Annotated in this window: 7 protein-coding genes and 2 pseudogenes; 7 read left to right on the plus strand and 2 right to left on the minus strand. The window is 72.1% G+C overall.

Annotated elements, in window-relative coordinates; translation table 11 throughout:
- The first annotated feature begins 49 nt into the window (after nucleotides 1-49).
- The 7 genes and pseudogenes from ahcY to trxA all read left to right on the plus strand — a co-directional run bounded on the left by ahcY (nucleotide 50) and on the right by trxA (nucleotide 13,880).
- Nucleotides 50-1,480 carry an adenosylhomocysteinase gene (ahcY, locus tag EV668_RS21910; RefSeq protein WP_133774178.1) on the plus strand — a complete coding sequence of 477 codons (1,431 nt, stop codon included), beginning with the start codon at nucleotides 50-52 and terminating at the stop codon, nucleotides 1,478-1,480.
- Nucleotides 1,481-1,658: 178 nt separating this feature from the next.
- Nucleotides 1,659-4,262, plus strand: coding sequence for a sensor histidine kinase (locus EV668_RS21915; RefSeq protein WP_133774180.1), 2,604 nt, complete (start codon nucleotides 1,659-1,661; stop codon nucleotides 4,260-4,262).
- Nucleotides 4,259-5,812 (plus strand): annotated as a pseudogene (gene tsaE, locus EV668_RS25440) (tRNA (adenosine(37)-N6)-threonylcarbamoyltransferase complex ATPase subunit type 1 TsaE); the annotation flags it as partial. The gene EV668_RS21915 and the pseudogene tsaE, both read left to right, overlap by 4 nt.
- A gap of 45 nt (nucleotides 5,813-5,857) precedes the next feature.
- Nucleotides 5,858-6,580, plus strand: a pseudogene (locus tag EV668_RS25445) (nucleotidyltransferase family protein); the annotation flags it as partial.
- Nucleotides 6,581-6,724: 144 nt separating this feature from the next.
- A complete protein-coding gene (gene addB, locus EV668_RS25450) occupies nucleotides 6,725-10,030 on the plus strand; it encodes a double-strand break repair protein AddB (protein WP_133774184.1) in 3,306 nt (1,101 codons plus the stop codon).
- A complete protein-coding gene (gene addA / locus EV668_RS21930; RefSeq protein WP_133774186.1) occupies nucleotides 10,027-13,473 on the plus strand; it encodes a double-strand break repair helicase AddA in 3,447 nt (1,148 codons plus the stop codon). The genes addB and addA overlap by 4 nt, the downstream gene beginning before the upstream one ends.
- 74 nt (nucleotides 13,474-13,547) lie before the next feature.
- Nucleotides 13,548-13,880, plus strand: a complete 333-nt coding sequence (gene trxA / locus EV668_RS21935) for a thioredoxin (RefSeq protein ID WP_133774188.1) — start codon at nucleotides 13,548-13,550, stop codon at nucleotides 13,878-13,880.
- A 177-nt stretch (nucleotides 13,881-14,057) separates the two neighbouring features.
- Here the strand turns inward: trxA and EV668_RS21940 are convergent, their stop codons facing one another.
- Together EV668_RS21940 and accD are read right to left on the minus strand one after the other, a co-directional pair.
- Nucleotides 14,058-15,383, minus strand: coding sequence for a bifunctional folylpolyglutamate synthase/dihydrofolate synthase (locus tag EV668_RS21940; RefSeq protein ID WP_133774190.1), 1,326 nt, complete (start codon nucleotides 15,381-15,383; stop codon nucleotides 14,058-14,060).
- A gap of 19 nt (nucleotides 15,384-15,402) precedes the next feature.
- Nucleotides 15,403-16,308, minus strand: a complete 906-nt coding sequence (gene accD, locus EV668_RS21945) for an acetyl-CoA carboxylase, carboxyltransferase subunit beta (protein ID WP_133774192.1) — start codon at nucleotides 16,306-16,308, stop codon at nucleotides 15,403-15,405.
- Nucleotides 16,309-16,320: the final 12 nt, after the last annotated feature.

The following is a 16,320-nucleotide window of genomic DNA, read 5'->3' on the forward strand; positions in this document are numbered from 1 at the left end:
GTCTTTCACCGGGCGCATGTCATGGCGCGCCCGCAACAGGAAAGCCCACATGTCGCAGGCAGTGCAGAAGGCCGACGAGGCCTTCACCGACTACATCGTGGCCGATATCGGCCTCGCCGATTGGGGCCGCAAGGAGCTCTCGATCGCCGAGACCGAGATGCCCGGCCTCATGGCCAGCCGCGAGGAATACGGCCCCGCCCAGCCTCTCAAGGGCGCGCGCATCGCGGGCTCCCTCCACATGACGATCCAGACGGGCGTTCTCATCGAGACGCTGAAGGCGCTCGGCGCCGATATCCGCTGGGTGTCCTGCAACATCTACTCGACCCAGGACCACGCCGCCGCCGCCATCGCGGCCGCCGGCATCCCGGTCTTCGCCGTCAAGGGCGAGACGCTGAAGGATTACTGGGACTACACCGCCAAGCTGTTCGAGTGGCACGGCGGCGGCCATCCCAACATGATCCTCGACGACGGGGGCGATGCCACGATGTACGTCCATCTCGGCCTGCGCGCCGAGAACGGCGACACCGCCTTCCTCGACAAGCCCGGCTCCGAGGAGGAGGAGATCTTCTTCGCGCTGCTCAAGAAGCAGCTCGCCGAGAAGCCGAAGGGCTATTTCAAGGCCATCGCCGACAGCATCAAGGGCGTCTCGGAAGAGACCACGACCGGTGTCCACCGCCTCTACGAGATGCAGAAGGCCGGCAAGCTCCTGTGGCCGGCGATCAACGTCAACGACGCCGTCACGAAGTCCAAGTTCGACAACCTCTACGGCTGCCGTGAATCGCTCGTCGACGGCATCCGCCGCGGCACCGACGTCATGATGGCCGGCAAGATCGCGATGGTCGCGGGCTTCGGCGACGTCGGCAAGGGCTCGGCCGCCTCGCTGCGCCAGGCCGGCTGCCGCGTCCTCGTCTCCGAGATCGACCCGATCTGCGCCCTGCAGGCGGCGATGGAGGGCTACGAGGTCGTCACGATGGAGGACGCCGCTCCGCGCGCCGACATCTTCGTGACCGCCACCGGCAACAAGGACGTGATCACCATCGAGCACATGCGCGCGATGAAGGACCGGGCGATCGTCTGCAACATCGGCCACTTCGACAACGAGATTCAGGTCGCGACCCTGAAGAACCTGAAGTGGGACAACATCAAGCCGCAGGTGGACGAGATCACCTTCCCCGACGGCAAGCGGATGATCCTGCTCTCGGAAGGTCGGCTCGTGAATCTCGGCAACGCGATGGGACACCCGTCCTTCGTGATGTCGGCCTCCTTCACCAACCAGACGCTGGCCCAGATCGAGCTTTGGACCAATCCGGGCAAGTACGAGAAGAAGGTCTACACGCTGCCCAAGCACCTCGACGAGAAGGTCGCGGCGCTCCATCTCGATAAGGTCGGCGCCAAGCTCTCGAAGCTCCGTCCGGACCAGGCCTCCTATATCGGCGTCGCCGAAACCGGACCGTTCAAGCCCGATCACTATCGGTATTGACCGGAACGAATCGAGGCCTGTGGCAGTCCTGTCACGCTTGCCGGGGATGGTTGGACCATTCCCGGCAAGGTCTCGTTAACGACTTTCTCACCGAGTCCTCGGCACATTACACTGCATCGATTCGTGCGGCGCGGCTGTAAGTTTCCGCTCTCGCGCATCCCGCCAACGATCAGTCGTGATGAGCCGCCCGACGACCTCGATTCCTGTCCCAGCCTTGTGCGCCGAGACCGCACGGCGCGCCGAGGGTGTGCGCTGCGGCCTCGTCCGGCGTCTCGCCCGGGGCGTGAGCGTCGCCGCCCTCGTCTCGGCCGCCGATGCCGCGCTGGCGCAGCACGCGGCGGCGCCCCAGAGCCTCGTCCTCGGCCTCCAGAGCGTCTTCGGTTCGGCGCTCGTCATGGGGCTCCTCGTCTTCACGACGACGCTCGCCATCTTCTCCGTGCGGGACAGGCGGGTCTGGAGCGACCGTGACCGCGAATCCGCGGTCGAGATCGCGCGGCTGCGCGAGGTCGAGGATCGCACCAAGATCCTGCTCGGCTCCGAGCGCCAGGTGCTCGTCCTGTGGAACGAGGCCGATGCGCCTCCCTCCGTCGAGGGCGATCCCACCTTGCTCGACGAGAGCGGGAATGCGCGCCGCGTCCTGGCGTTCGGGTCCTGGCTGAAGCCGGCGGATGCCTCGCGCATCGAAGCCTTGATCGCCCGGCTGCGCGAGCGCGGCGAGGGTTTCCGCATCTCCCTGCGCACCGCCAAGGACCGCTTCATCGAGGCCGAGGGCCGGGCCGTGGGCGGACGCGCCGTGCTGCGGCTGCGCGATGTGTCGGACGACCGGGCGGCGCTGCTTCGGGTCGAGGCCGAGGCCGCCGCGACGCGGCGGGAGCGGGACGCGCTCCGGTGCCTGCTCGAATCGATCAGCCAGCCGGTCTGGCTGCGCGACGGCGAGGGCCGGCTCGCCTGGGTGAACGCCGCGTACCGCGCGGCGGTCGAAGCGGGCGCGCCGCAGGCCAAGGGCGAGGGGACGGACGCGCTGGCCGAACTGCTCGATCGCCCCGATCGCGACGAGGCGGCGTCCAACCGGCGCCAGGGCAAACCCTACCGCAACCGCGTCACGGCCGTCATGGCCGGAAGCCGCCGCACGCTCGAAGTGGCCGAAATGCCGCTCTCCGACCTCGCCGATCCCGCCGCGATCCGGACGGGCGGGATCGTCCGCGACGTGTCCGAGGCCGAGACCATGCGCGCCGAACTCGCGCGTCAGGCCGAGGCACATCGGCGGGTGCTGGACGACATGCCCATCGCGGTCGCGAGTTTCGACGGCCGCCAGCGGCTCGTGTTCCACAACGCGGCCTATCGCCAGCTCTGGTCGCTGCCGCACGCCTTCCTCGATTCGACCCCGAGCGAGGGCGAGATCCTCGATCGGCTGCGCGCCGAGGGTCGTCTGCCGGAACAGGCCGATTTCCGCAAATGGAAGGAGAGCCTGCTCGAAGCCTATCGCAGCGCCGAATCGAGCGAGACCTGGTGGCATCTGCCCGACCGGCGCACCCTGCGCGTCGTCACGAGCCCCAATCCGCAGGGTGGCATCACCTATCTCTTCGACGACGTCTCCGACCGCATGGATCTCGAATCGCGCGTCAACGCGCTGATCAGCACCCAGCGCGAGACGCTCGACACCCTGGCCGAGGGCGTCGCGCTGTTCGGGCAGGATGGCCGCCTCAAGCTCTCGAACCGCGCCTTCGCCGAACTCTGGCGGCTGACGCCGGAGATCGTGGAGCGGAGCCCCCATATCGACATCGTCGTCGAGCTCGGCCGCCGGCTCGCGCCCGAGGACGGTCCCTGGGACGACATCACCTCGGCCGTCTCCGGCCTCAGCGACCGCCGCGAGCGGCAGGCGATGCGGATGGCTCGCGTCGACGACAAGGTCATCGACGCGGCCGTCGAGCCGCTGCCGGGCGGCGCCACGCTCGTCACCTGCGCGGACGTCACCGCCCAGGCGAACCAGGAGCGCGTCCTGAAGGAGCGCAACGAGGCCCTGGAACTCGCCGCGCGCCTGCGCAACGGCTTCGTGCACCACGTCTCCTACGAGCTGCGCTCGCCCCTGACGAACATCATCGGCTTCACCGAGCTGCTCGGCGAGGAGACGGTCGGCCCGCTGAACGAGCGCCAGCGCGAATATGCGGGCCACATCATGCGTTCCTCCGGAACGCTGCTCGCCATCATCAACGACATCCTCGACCTCGCCTCGATCGATACCGAGACGATCGAGCTCGACCGCGAGCGGGTCGATATCCGCGAGACGATCGAGACCGCCGCCGAGGGCATCAAGGACCGGCTGGTCGAGAGCGACCTGCGCCTCGAGATCGACGTCCCCGCCAGCATCGGCGGCTTCATCGGCGACCGGAAGCGCGTCCGGCAGGTGATCTACAACCTCCTCTCGAACGCAGCGGGCTTCTCCTCGCCCGGCCAGACGATCCGGGTCGCCGCCCGGAAGGACGACGGCAGCGTCGTCGTCAGCGTGGTCGACCAGGGTCGCGGCATCCCGCCGGAGGTCCAAGACCGCGTCTTCGACCGGTTCGAGACCGACTCGGCCGGCACGAAGCATCGCGGCGTCGGCCTAGGCCTCTCGATCGTGCGCTCCTTCGTCGAGCTCCATGGCGGCCATGTCGAACTCGTCTCGGAGAAGGATGCCGGCACGACCGTGACCTGCTACTTCCCGGCCGATCAGGGCGAGCCGACGAAGCAGCTCGCCGCCTCCATTCCCACCATCGACGACAGCGAGACGGATCCCTCTTGAGCGAGGCTCCCCCTAAAGAGGCCGGCGGTCCGGGCCGCGAGATCGTCCCCCTTCCGGACGAGGCCGCCACCCTCCGGCTCGGCCACCGCATCGGATCGGAATTGCAGCCCGGCGACATCGTCGCCCTGCACGGGCCGATCGGCGCGGGCAAGACGACGCTCGCGCGCGCCATCCTGCGGGCGCATCTCGGCGACCCCGAGCTGGAGGCGCCGAGCCCGACCTTCACCCTGGTCCAGAGCTATGACGGCCCGGCAGGGCCGGTCGTCCATGCCGACCTCTACCGGATCGCGGGCGAGGGCGAGTTGGTCGAACTCGGCTTCGAGGACCTCCAGACCACGGCCCTGATCGTCGAGTGGCCGGAGCGCTCGCCGAGCCTCCTCGCCCGGCCGCGCCTCGACGTCGCGCTGAGCCTCGACACGGCGACGGGACGCCGCGAGGCGGTCCTGTCCGGCGAGGGCGCGCTGCGCGGCAGGATGGCCAGGACGATCGCCCTCGAGGCGATGGTGGCGGAAGCCGGCTGGGGCGATGCGCGCCGCCTGCCCATGAGCGGGGATGCCTCGACGCGTCTCTATCAGCGCCTGGAGAAGCCCTCCGGCGAGACGGCGATCCTGATGATCTCGCCGCCGCGTCCGGACGGCCCGCCCGTCCGCCGCGGCAAGCCGTATAGCGCCATCGCGAGGCTCGCCGAGACCGTCGACGCCTTCGTCGCGGTCGATCGGGGCCTCCTCGCGCAGGGGTTCAGCGCGCCGCGCATCCATGCCGAGGACCTCGATGTCGGCCTGCTCCTGATCGAGGATCTCGGTCCCGGCCTCGTGGTCGATGCGGATGGCCCGATCCCCGACCGCTATGCCGAGGCGACGCGCTGCCTCGCGGACCTTCACGGCCGCTCGCTGCCGACGAGCCTTCCGGTCGCGGAGGGGCGCAGCCACACGATCCCGCCCTACGATCTCGACGCGATGCTGATCGAGGTCGATCTCCTGCTCGACTGGTATCTGCCGCATGTCGCGGGCCGCGACCCGTCGGGTTCGGTCCGGGCCGAGTTCGCCCATGCCTGGCGCGAGGCCCTGGAGGGCCCCCTGACCGGTCCTCAGACCTGGGCCCTGCGCGACTATCATTCGCCGAACCTGATCTGGCTGCCGGAGCGGGACGGGCTCGCGCGGGTCGGCATGATCGACTTCCAGGACGCGGTGATGGGCCCGCCGGCCTACGACGTCGCGTCGCTCCTCCAGGATGCGCGCGTGACCGTGCCGCCGGAACTCGAGCTGCGTCTCCTCGGCATCTATGCCTCGGCGCGCCGCGCCGCCGATCCCGAATTCGACACGGCGAGCTTCGCCGCCCATTACGCGATCATGGCCGCCCAGCGCGCGACCAAGATCCTCGGCATCTTCGCCCGGCTCGACCGCAGGGACGGCAAGCCGCATTACCTGCGCCACCTCCCGCGCATCTCGGATTATCTCCTGCGCAACCTCGACCACCCGGCCCTCGCGCGGCTGAAGAGCTGGTTCGCGGAGGCGGTGCCGGACCTCTTCCCGCAGCCGGTGGGCGAGCCGACGGAGGAGGCCGCCGGAGCCGTCATCGACACCGCGATGGTGCTGGCGGCCGGGCTCGGCCAGCGCATGCGGCCGATCACCGACACGCTGCCGAAGCCGCTCGTGCGGATCGGCGGGCGGACGATGCTCGATCACGCCCTCGGGCGCCTGCGCGACGCCGGCATTCCCAGCGCCGTCGTCAACGTCCACCACCTCGCCGACCAGATCGAGGCGCGGATCGAGGAGCATGCGGCGGAGATCGGCGAGCCCGCCGTCACGATCTCGGACGAGCGCGACGCCCTGCTGGAGACCGGCGGCGGCGTGAAGCGCGCGCTGCCGCTTCTGGGCGAGACCTTCCTCGCCATGAATTCCGATTCGCTCTGGACCGAGAGCGGCGGCAGCAACCTCGCCCGCCTGATCGAGGCCTGGCGGCCGGACGAGATGGACGCTCTCCTCCTCCTCGCCGACCGGGACAGCCTCGGCTATGACGGCGCGGGCGATTTCCGCCGCGACGAGGCGGGCCGCCTCGCGCGCCGCGGCGAGGACGACACCGCGCCCTACGTCTATGCGGGCGTCGGGATCTTCCGGCGCGGGAGTTTCGAGGAGACGCCGGACGGGGCCTTCTCGCTGAACCTCATCTTCGACCGTGCCATCGCCGCAGGCCGCCTCTATGGTGTCGTCCTCGACGGCGAGTGGCTGCATGTCGGGACGCCCGAGGCGATCCCGCAGGCTGAGGAGCGGCTCGCCGGCGGGGAGGCTGCGTCGGGCCTCCGTCCCTCCTCATCCTGAGGTGCCCGGCAAAGCCGGGCCTCGAAGGATCGGCACACGGTTGAGCGTGCTTCGAGGCCGGCCTCCGGCCGGCACCTCAGCATGAGGAAGGCGGGGAGCTCGATCGTCGCCTGAGCCGAGACGATCTTTCCGCAGAGGCCCCGCTTGCGCGATCCCCGCGTCTTCACGATCCCGCCCGGAACGCCGTTTCTCCCGACGCTCGCCGACGCGCTCCTCGACGGGCGCCTGACGGGCGGCTGGCCCGAGGGAGCCGAGCTCCCCGATGCGACGCTGTACCTGCCGACGCGCCGCGCCGGCCGCGCCCTCGCCGCGCTGCTGGCGGAACGGTCGGAGCGTCGGGCGGTGCTGCTGCCGCGGATCGTGCCGCTGGGCGACGCGGACGAGGACCTGTTCGAGCCCGGCCGCGACGGGCCGCCGCCCATCCCGTCCGGAGAGCGCCGCCTGATCCTGGCACGGCTCGTGCAGCGCTGGATGGAGGCCTTCGACCGCGCGGCGGCCGGAGCGGGGCAGGCTTTCGTGCCGGCCGGCTCGGCCGCCGACGCCGTGGCGCTCGCCTCGGACCTCGCCGCGCTCATGGATTCGCTCGCGACCGAGGGCATCGCCTGGGACGAGCTCGCGGGCGCCGTCGAGGCGGAATACTCGGATTATTTCGCGCAGACCCTCGCCTTCGTCCGCATCGCGCACGAGGCCTGGCCGGCGATCCTCGCCGAGCGCGGCGCGAGCGATCCGGCCCGCCGCCGCCACGACGCGCTGCTCGCCGAGGCGGCTCGCCTTCTCGCCGATCCGCCGGCCGGGCCCGTCGTCGCGGCGGGCTCGACGGGATCCGTCCCCGCGACTGCGCAGCTGCTGGCGGCCATTGCCCGGCTGCCGCACGGGGCCGTCGTGCTGCCCGGCCTCGATACGGGGCTCGACGAGGCGGCCTGGACGGCGATCGGCGGGCGCGACGGCGCGCGGGACCTCGAGGCCGGACCGCTCTGGGGCCATCCGCAATGCATGATGCGCCGCCTCCTCGCGGGCGCGCTCGACGTGCCGCGCCCGGACGTGGTCGCGCTCGGGCCCGACCTCGCGCCCCACCACCCCGTCGCGGCGCGGCGGCGGCTCCTGTCGGAGGTCATGCGGCCGGCCGAGAGCACCGATGCCTGGGCGGCGATCCCCGATCTCGAACGCCGCGCGATCGCCGAGGCCGGCTGCGAGGGCCTCGCCCTGATCGAGGCGGGCGACGAGCGCGAGGAAGCGCTCGCCATCGCCATTGCGCTCCGGGAGGTGCTGGAGGAGCCGGGCCGCACGGCGGCGCTCGTCACGCCCGACCGGGCCCTCGCCCGCCGCGTCGCGATCGAGCTGCAGCGCTGGGGCGTCGCCGTGGAGGATTCGGCCGGAACCTCGCTCGCCGACACCCCGGCGGGGCATCTCGCGCGCCTCGCCGCCGAAGCCGTCGCCGCGCGTTTCGCGCCGCTCCCGGTCCTCGCCCTCCTCGCCCATCCCGCCGTGACGCTCGGCCTACCGCGCGCGGCGATCGAGCGGGCGGCGTCGAGCCTCGAGATCGCGGTCCTGCGCGGCCCGGCTCCGGCCTCGGGCCTGTCCGGCATCGCCGCCGGGCTCCGCCTGCGCCGCGCCAAGCGCAACCATCGCGATCCGCTGCCGCGCCGGAGGCTCTGCGAGAGCGACTGGAACGAGGCCGAGGACCTCGTGATGCGGCTGGAACGCGCCTTCGCCGATTTCGGCTCCGTCGAGGCCGAGACCCGCGCCGACCTCGTCGAGCACGCCCCCCGCCACCTCGCCGCGATCCTCGCGCTCATCGAGCCGGCGACGCACGCGCACCTCCCCTCCCCCTTGTGGGGAGGGGCCGGGGGTGGGGGGCGTGACGCTCGCGGAGAGCTGGACGCGAGCCGCACGCCCCCCATCCGGCCCTCCGCTTCGCTCGGGACCACCTTCCCCGCAGGGGGGAAGGAAGCCCCCGGGCTGACGGCAGGAGATATGAATGCCGTGGCCCTCCAGGGGAGGGTGAGCCACGCCGCCCAATCCCCCGAGCTCGACCCCTCCTTCGGGCCGCTCTTCGCCCTTCTCGACGAACTCGCGCTGATGCCGCCGAGCGCGGCGGTGGAGGGGCGGCTCACCGAGTACCCGGCCTTCTTCACCGCGATCGCGCGGGAGCGCGTGCTCGCCCCCGCCTCGGGCTCCGGCCACCGCCGGGTGACGATCCTCGGTCTCCTCGAGGCGCGCCTCCTCGAGGTCGACCGGATCGTCCTCGCCACGCTCGACGAATCGATCTGGCCGCCTTCGGCCGAGAGCGATCCCTTCCTCAACCGGCCGATGCGGCTGAAGCTCGGCCTGTCCCCGCCCGAGCGGCGGATCGGCCAGACGGCGCACGACTTCGTCCAGGCGCTCGGCACGCCGGACGCGATCCTGACCCGCGCCCGCAAGCGCGAGGGCAAGCCGACCGTGCCGTCGCGCTTCCTCGAACGGCTGCGCTCCTTCGTCGGCGCCGGACCCTGGGCGGCCCTGGAGGAGGGGGGCGCGCGCTATCTCGCCCTCGGCCGGGCGCTCGACGCGCCGCGTTCCGTCGCGCCGGCATCGCGGCCTTCGCCGCGGCCGGGCCCGGAACGCTTCCCGCGCCGCCTCAGCGTGACCGAGATCGAGACGCTGGTGCGCGATCCCTATGCGATCTTCGCGCGCCACATCCTGCGCCTCGCCCCGCTCGACGAGGTCGGCATGCTGCCCTCCTTGGCCGAACGCGGCACCATCCTGCACGAGGTCCTGGCGCAATTCGCCGCCGCCCATCCGGGCGAGCTGCCGCCGGGCGCGGAGGCGGAGCTGCTCCAGCGCGGCGCCGATGCCTTCCGCGGCCTCGCCGACGCCTATCCGGAACTCCACGCCCTGTGGTGGCCCGACTTCCAGCGGCTCGTGCCGCATCTCCTCGCCTGGGAGGGCCGGCGGCGCGCGCGCTACGGCATCCGCCATCTCGAACGCTCCGGCGAGCTTCCGATCCCCCTCGATGCGGATGCGCTGATCGTCCGGGGCACGGCCGACCGGATCGAGATCGGCGAGGACGGCACCGCCTCGATCGTCGACTTCAAGACCGGGACGGTGCCGACGGACAAGATGATGGCGGCCGGGTTCTCGCCCCAGCTCACGCTCGAAGCCGCGATGCTGCGCGCCGGCGGGTTCCGCGACGTGCCGGCGGTCGCGGGCACGCCGGCGCTGCACTACGTCAAGCTCGGCGGCCGTCAGCGCCTCGTCGACCGGGAGCTGCGCCCCCCGAAGGATGCGCCCTCCATGGGCGAGCTCGTCGACAAGCATGTCGAGGGCCTGACCGGGCTCGCGCGCCGCTACGGGGTCGAGGGGGCAGGCTACGTCTCCCGGCCCTATCCGCAATACGCGCTCGCCTATTCGGATTACGACCACCTCGCCCGCGTCGCCGAATGGTCGCTCGCCGAGGGAGGCGAGCCATGAGCCGGCGCGACCTCGTCGTCTCGCCGGACGCGATCGAGCGCCAGCGCCGCGCCTCCGACCCGGAGGCCTCGGCCTGGGTCTCGGCCAATGCCGGCGCGGGCAAGACCAAGGTCCTGACGGACCGCGTCATCCGGCTGATGCTCAACGGCTCGCCGCCCTCCCGCATCCTCTGCCTCACCTTCACGAAGGCGGCGGCTGCCGAGATGACCATCCGGGTCTTCGAGACGCTCGGCGACTGGGTGACGCTCGACGCGCCGGCCCTGACGGAGGCCCTCGAACGCCTCTGCGGCCAGCGGCCGGACAGGGCGACGCTGGCGCGGGCGCGCCGGCTCTTCGCCCGGGCCGTCGAGACGCCCGGCGGCCTCAAGATCGAGACCATCCACGCCTTCTGCGAGCGGCTGCTCCATCTCGTCCCGCTCGAAGCCGGCGTGCCGCCGCGCTTCGCCGTGCTCGATGACGGGCAGGCGGCCGAACTCATGGCCGAGGCGCGGGCGGCGGTGCTCGTCGAGGCGTCGAGCCAGCGCGACCTCGCGCTCGCCGCCGCGCTCGAGGCGGTCGCGCAGGAGGTCTCGGGCGATGCGCTGACCCGGCTCGTCGGCGATGCCGTGGCGGACGAGCGCATCCCGGACGGGCCGCAGGAGCGGACGGAGGCGCTCGGCCGGATCGCGGCGGCGTTGGGTCTGCGGCCGGGCGAGATGCCCGACGCCATCCGCGGCGCGATCGTCGAGGGCGGCATCCCGCCGGCCGAATGGCCGGTCGTCGCGGCATCGCTGAACGCGACGGGCAAGAAGAGCGACGCCGATCGCGCCCGCGACCTCGTCTTCGCCGCCGAGGCTCCGAGCATCGAGGCGAAGGTCGCGCATTACTGGAGCGTCTTCTTCACGGACAAGGGCGAGGAGCGCGCACGGATCGTGACGCAGGCGGTCGACGCCGATCTCCGCCAGCGGCTGGCCGACGAACAGACGCGGCTCCGGCTCGTCCATGTGAGGCTTCTGGCTGCCGAGACCCTGGCCCGGACGCGCGCGCTCTGGCACTTCGCCGCCGCGATCCGGGAGCGCTTCAAGGCGCTGAAGCGCCGCCTCGGCGCGCTCGATTTCGCCGATCTCATAGGGCGCACGCTCGCCCTCCTCGACGGGGGGCACGCGCCCTGGGTGCTGTACCGGCTCGATCGGGGCATCGACCACGTCCTGATCGACGAGGCGCAGGATACGAACCCCGAGCAATGGCGCATCCTCCAGCGCCTGACGGAGGAGTTCACGGCCGGCGCGGGGCGTCCCGGCCCGGCCATCCGCACCGTCTTCGCGGTGGGGGACCCGAAACAATCCATCTATTCCTTCCAGGGCGCCGATCCGCGGCTCTTCGACGAGAGCCGGCGGCACTGGAAGGGCCGCCATGCCGGGGCGGGGATGCGGTTCGAGGATGTCGGGCTCGTCCTCTCCTTCCGCTCGGCGCCCGCCATCCTGCACGCGGTCGACGCCACCTTCCGCCCGAAGGCCCATTTCCGGGGCCTCTCCTTCGACGAGAGCGTGACCGGGACCGTCCACGAGAGCGCGCGCCCCAAGGCGCCGGGGCGGATCGAGGTCTGGCCGACGCTGATGCCCGAGCCGGCGGCCGACGAGGCCGATGCCTGGGCCGAGCCGGTCGACCGTCCCGATCCGCGCTCGCCCGCCCTGATCGCCGCCCAGCGCGTCGCCGAGGCCGTGCGCCACTGGACGACGGAGCCCGATCCCGCCATCGGCCGGCCCTGGCGGCCGGGCGAGGTCCTGATCCTCGCCCGCAAGCGCGGCCCCGCCTTCTTCGCCGCGATCCGCGCGCTGAAGGCGGCGGGGGTGCCCGTCGCCGGGGCGGACCGGATCGACATCAACCAGCAGATCGCTGTGAACGACCTCGTCGCGGCGGGGCAGGCGGCGCTCCTGCCGGGCCACGACCTCGCCCTCGCCTGCGCGCTGAAATCGCCCCTCGTCGGGCTGGGCGACGACGACCTCATCCGCATCGCCGCCGACCGCCCGGAGGGGCAATCCCTGGAGGCGGCTCTCGAAGCCGCCGCGGCGGAGGATCCGCGCGCCCGCGCGGCCTTCGAGGCGCTCATGGCATGGCGGCGGCTCGCCCGGAGCACCGGCGCCTTCGGCTTCTTCGCGACGCTGCTCGGACCGGGCGGCGGGCGGCGGCGCCTCGTCGAACGGCTCGGCGGCGAGGCGCAGGACGCGATCGACACCTTCCTCTGCCGCGCCCAGGCCGAGGAGCGCGCGTTGGAAGCGCCCTCGCTGACCGCCTTCCTCGCCCGCTTCGAATCGGCTGAGCACGTCATCAAGCGCGACCCCGAGGGACAGAGCGGCGAGGTGCGGGTGATGACCGTGCATGGCGCCAAGGGCCTCGAGGCGCCGCTCGTCGTGCTCCTCGACGGCTGCGACGTCGCCGGCCAGGATCCGAAGCTGATCGCGCTCCCGACGGGACGCGGCGACGAAGCCCTCCCCGTCTGGGCGCCGGGCAAGTCCAGCGACCCGCCCCTCGTCGGCGAGGCCCGCGCCGCCCTGCACGAGCGCGGGCTCGAAGAGCATCACCGCCTCCTCTACGTCGCGCTCACGCGGGCGCGGGACCGGCTCGTCCTCGTTCCCTATACGGGCCTCAGGGGCACCGAGCCGCCGGAGGCCTGGTGCGCCATGGTGCGGCGCGGCTTCGCCGAGGCGGGCGAGCCCCTCGATCCCGAGGAGACGCCGTGGGGGGCGATCGAGATCTACCGGCAGAGCGGCGCGGTCCGCGAGCCGGAGGAGGCGGCCTCCACCCCGCCGCCGCTCGACTTGCCGGGCTGGCTCACCCGTGCGGTCGAAGCCGAGCCCGAACCGCTGCCGCCCCTCCGCCCGTCGAGCGCGCTCGCCGCCGCGGGCCGAGGCCCGTCCGATCCGGTGCGGGCCCGTGCGCGCCGCGAGGCGCGGCGGCACGGCGTCCTCGTCCATGCCCTGATCGACCATCTCGCCGCGCTGCCGGCCGAGGCGCGGGAGGAGACGACGCTGCGCTTCCTGACGGCGCGCGGTTCGGCGCTCTCCGAGGCCGAACGCGCGGCGATCGCCGCCGATGCCCGCGCGCTCCTCGATCATCCCGGCCTCGCGCCGCTCTTCGCGCCGGGCTCGCGCGGCGAGGTCTCGATCGCGGGGCGGATCGGGCCGCCCGGCGGCGAACGCGCCGTCTCCGGCCAGATCGACCGGCTGGCCGTCGGCCCGGATTCGATCGTCGTCGCCGATTTCAAGACCGGCGCCCCGCCGCGCGGCGGGATCGCGCCGGACCGCTATCTCGCGCAGCTCGCGGTCTACCGGGAACTCCTGCGCGAGACGCATCCCGGACGCGCCCTGCGCGCGCTGCTGGTCTGGCCGGAAGGGCCGACCGTGCTGGAGCCGGCGCCCGAAGCGCTCGACGGCGCGCTGGCGCGGGTGCTCGCCCTTCCTTGACCGGGCAGGGCCGCATTCCTACCTTCCTGCATCCCGGCGGCCGCGACGGCCGCGCAGGCAAAGGATTCCCCGACATGGCTACCGTGAAGGTCACCGACCAGAGTTTCGCCACCGACGTCCTTCAGTCGAAGGAGCCGGTCGTGGTCGATTTCTGGGCGGAATGGTGCGGCCCCTGCCGCATGATCGGACCGGCCCTCGAAGAGCTCTCGACCGAACTCGCCGGCCGGGTGAAGATCGCCAAGATCAATATCGACGAGAACCCGCAGATCGCCTCGCAGCTCGGCATCCGCTCGATCCCGACCCTGTTCATGTACAAGGACGGCCAGAAGGTCGATCAGATCGTCGGCGCGAAGCCGAAGGGCGATCTCGCCCGCTGGATCTCGAAGAGCGCCACCGACGTCGCGTAGGGCGGCCGGGGCACGATCACCCTCCCCTGGAGGGGGAGGGTCGGACCGAAGGTCCGGGGTGGGGTGACGCGGGATTGCGGCCCCGAGAACCTCGATGATGACCAGAGGTGTGTTTCACCCCACCCCGCCGGCTTTGCCGGCGACCCTCCCCCTCCAGGGGAAGGTCTGGGGCCACACCTATTCGGGCGGGGTGCCGTTCAGGGCGAGGACCTCGCCCGCCAGATACAGAGAGCCGCAGATGAGGATGCGCGGGGGCCGCTCGTAGGCGGTGCGCCCCGCGGCCGCGAGCGCGGCCTCGATCCCCGGGGCGGCCTGGGCGCGGAAACCCGCCCTCTCGGCGAGAGAGCCGATCTCCTCAGGAGGCCGCGCCGCCATTTCCGAGCGGATCGGCACCGCGATCAAGTCGCGGGCGAGGCCCCTGAACTCGGACAGGAAACCGTCCGCATCCTTGGTCGCCAGCATGCCGACGACGAGGACGAGCGGCGCGGGCGAGCGCTCCTCGAGATCGGCCATGGCCGCGGCGATGGCCCGGCCGCCGTCGCGGTTATGGCCGCCGTCGAGCCAGAGTTCGGCCCCTTCGGGCGCAAGCTCGGCAAGCCGGCCCCGCGGCATTCGCTGCAGCCGGCCCGGCCATTGGACGGCCGTCACGGCGCGCTCGAAGACCGGCGCTTCGAGATCGCCGAATCCGGCCGCGCGGATCGCGGCGATCGCGGTTCCCGCATTCACGAACTGGTGGCGGCCGACGAGGCGCGGCATGGGCAGGTCGAGAAGCCCCGCCTCGTCCTGGTAGACGAGGCGGCCGCGCTCGGAATGGGTGCTGAAATCCTGCCCGCCGACCAGGAGGGGCGAGACGCCGATCCGCTCGGCCGCGCCGATCAAGGCGGCGTCGGCCTCCGGATGGTCCTGCTGCGCGATCACCGCCGGACAGCCGGGCTTCAGGATCCCCGCCTTCTCGCCGGCAATGGCGACGAGGGTCGCGCCGAGATGCTCGGCATGGTCCTGTCCGATGGGCGTGATCACCGCGCAGGCGGGCTTGGCGACCACGTTGGTCGCGTCCACCCGTCCGCCGAGCCCGACCTCGAGCAGGAGGACATCGGCCGGGGCCTCGGCGAAGATGTCGAGCGCGGCCGCGGTCGTGATCTCGAAGACCGTGATCGGATCGCCCGCATTCAGCGCGATGGCGCGGGTGAGGGCGGCGGCGAGCCGCGCCTCGTCGACCAGCCGGCCGCCGCCGACGGCACCGAGCCGGATGCGCTCGTGGAAGCGCACGAGATGGGGCGAGGTATAGACGTGGACCCGCAGGCCCGCCTCCTCGAGGATCGCCCGCATGAAGGCGATCGTCGAGCCCTTCCCGTTGGTGCCCGCCACATGGATCACGGGGGGCAGCCGCCGTTCCGGGTGATGCATCCGCGCGAGCAGGCGCTCGATCCGCTCGAGCGAAAGATCGATCAGCTTCGGATGCAGCGCGAGGCAGCGCGCGATGATCGCGTCGGAGGAATCCATGGATGGGATGGCCGCGCCCTCAGGCGGCGACGGGCGGCGGGGGCGCGCCGGTCTCCGGCTCGGCTGCGGCCTCGGGCAGCGGCTGCTTCATGAGCTGGCGGCAGAGGCGCGCGACCGTCGCCTTGAGATCGCGCCGGTGCACGACCGCGTCCACCATGCCGTGCGCCTTGAGGTATTCCGAGCGCTGGAAGCCCGGGGGCAGCTTCTCGCGGATCGTCTGCTCGATCACGCGCGGGCCGGCGAAGCCGATCAGCGCGCCGGGCTCGGAGAGGTGGATGTCGCCCAGCATGGCGTAGGAGGCGGTGACGCCGCCCGTGGTCGGGTTGGTCAGGACGACGAGATAGGGCAGGCGGGCCTCGTTCAGCTTCCGCACCGCGACCGTGGTCCGCGGCATCTGCATCAGCGAGAAGATGCCCTCCTGCATGCGCGCACCGCCCGAGGCGGCGAAGAGGACGAAGGGCGTGCGCTTGTCGAGCGCGGTCTCGGCGCCGCGCAGGAAGGCCTCGCCGGCCGCCATGCCGAGCGAGCCGCCCATGAAGCCGAAATCCTGCACCGCGATCACGGTCGGGCTGCCTTCGAGCCGGCCGAACCCGACCTTGAAGGCGTCGCGCAGCCCCGTCTTGGCGCGGGCGTCCTTGAGGCGGTCGAGATACTTCTTCTCGTCTCGGAAGCGCAGCGGATCGACCGGCGCGTCGGGCAGGGCGACGTCGAGCCAGGTGCCCTCGTCGAACATCATCTTGAGGCGCTGCGTCGAGTTCATGCGCAGGTGATGGTCGGAGCCCGGGATGACCCAGAGATTGGCCTCGACGTCCTTCTGGAAGACCATCTGCCCCGTATCGGGGCATTTCACCCAGAGGTTCTCGGGCGTCTCGCGCCGGAACAGCGTCTTGATCCGCGGCCGGACGACCTCGCTCACCCAGTTCATCTCAAGCCTTCC

It is taken from the genome of Enterovirga rhinocerotis (assembly GCF_004363955.1).
Lineage (GTDB): Bacteria > Pseudomonadota > Alphaproteobacteria > Rhizobiales > Beijerinckiaceae > Enterovirga > Enterovirga rhinocerotis.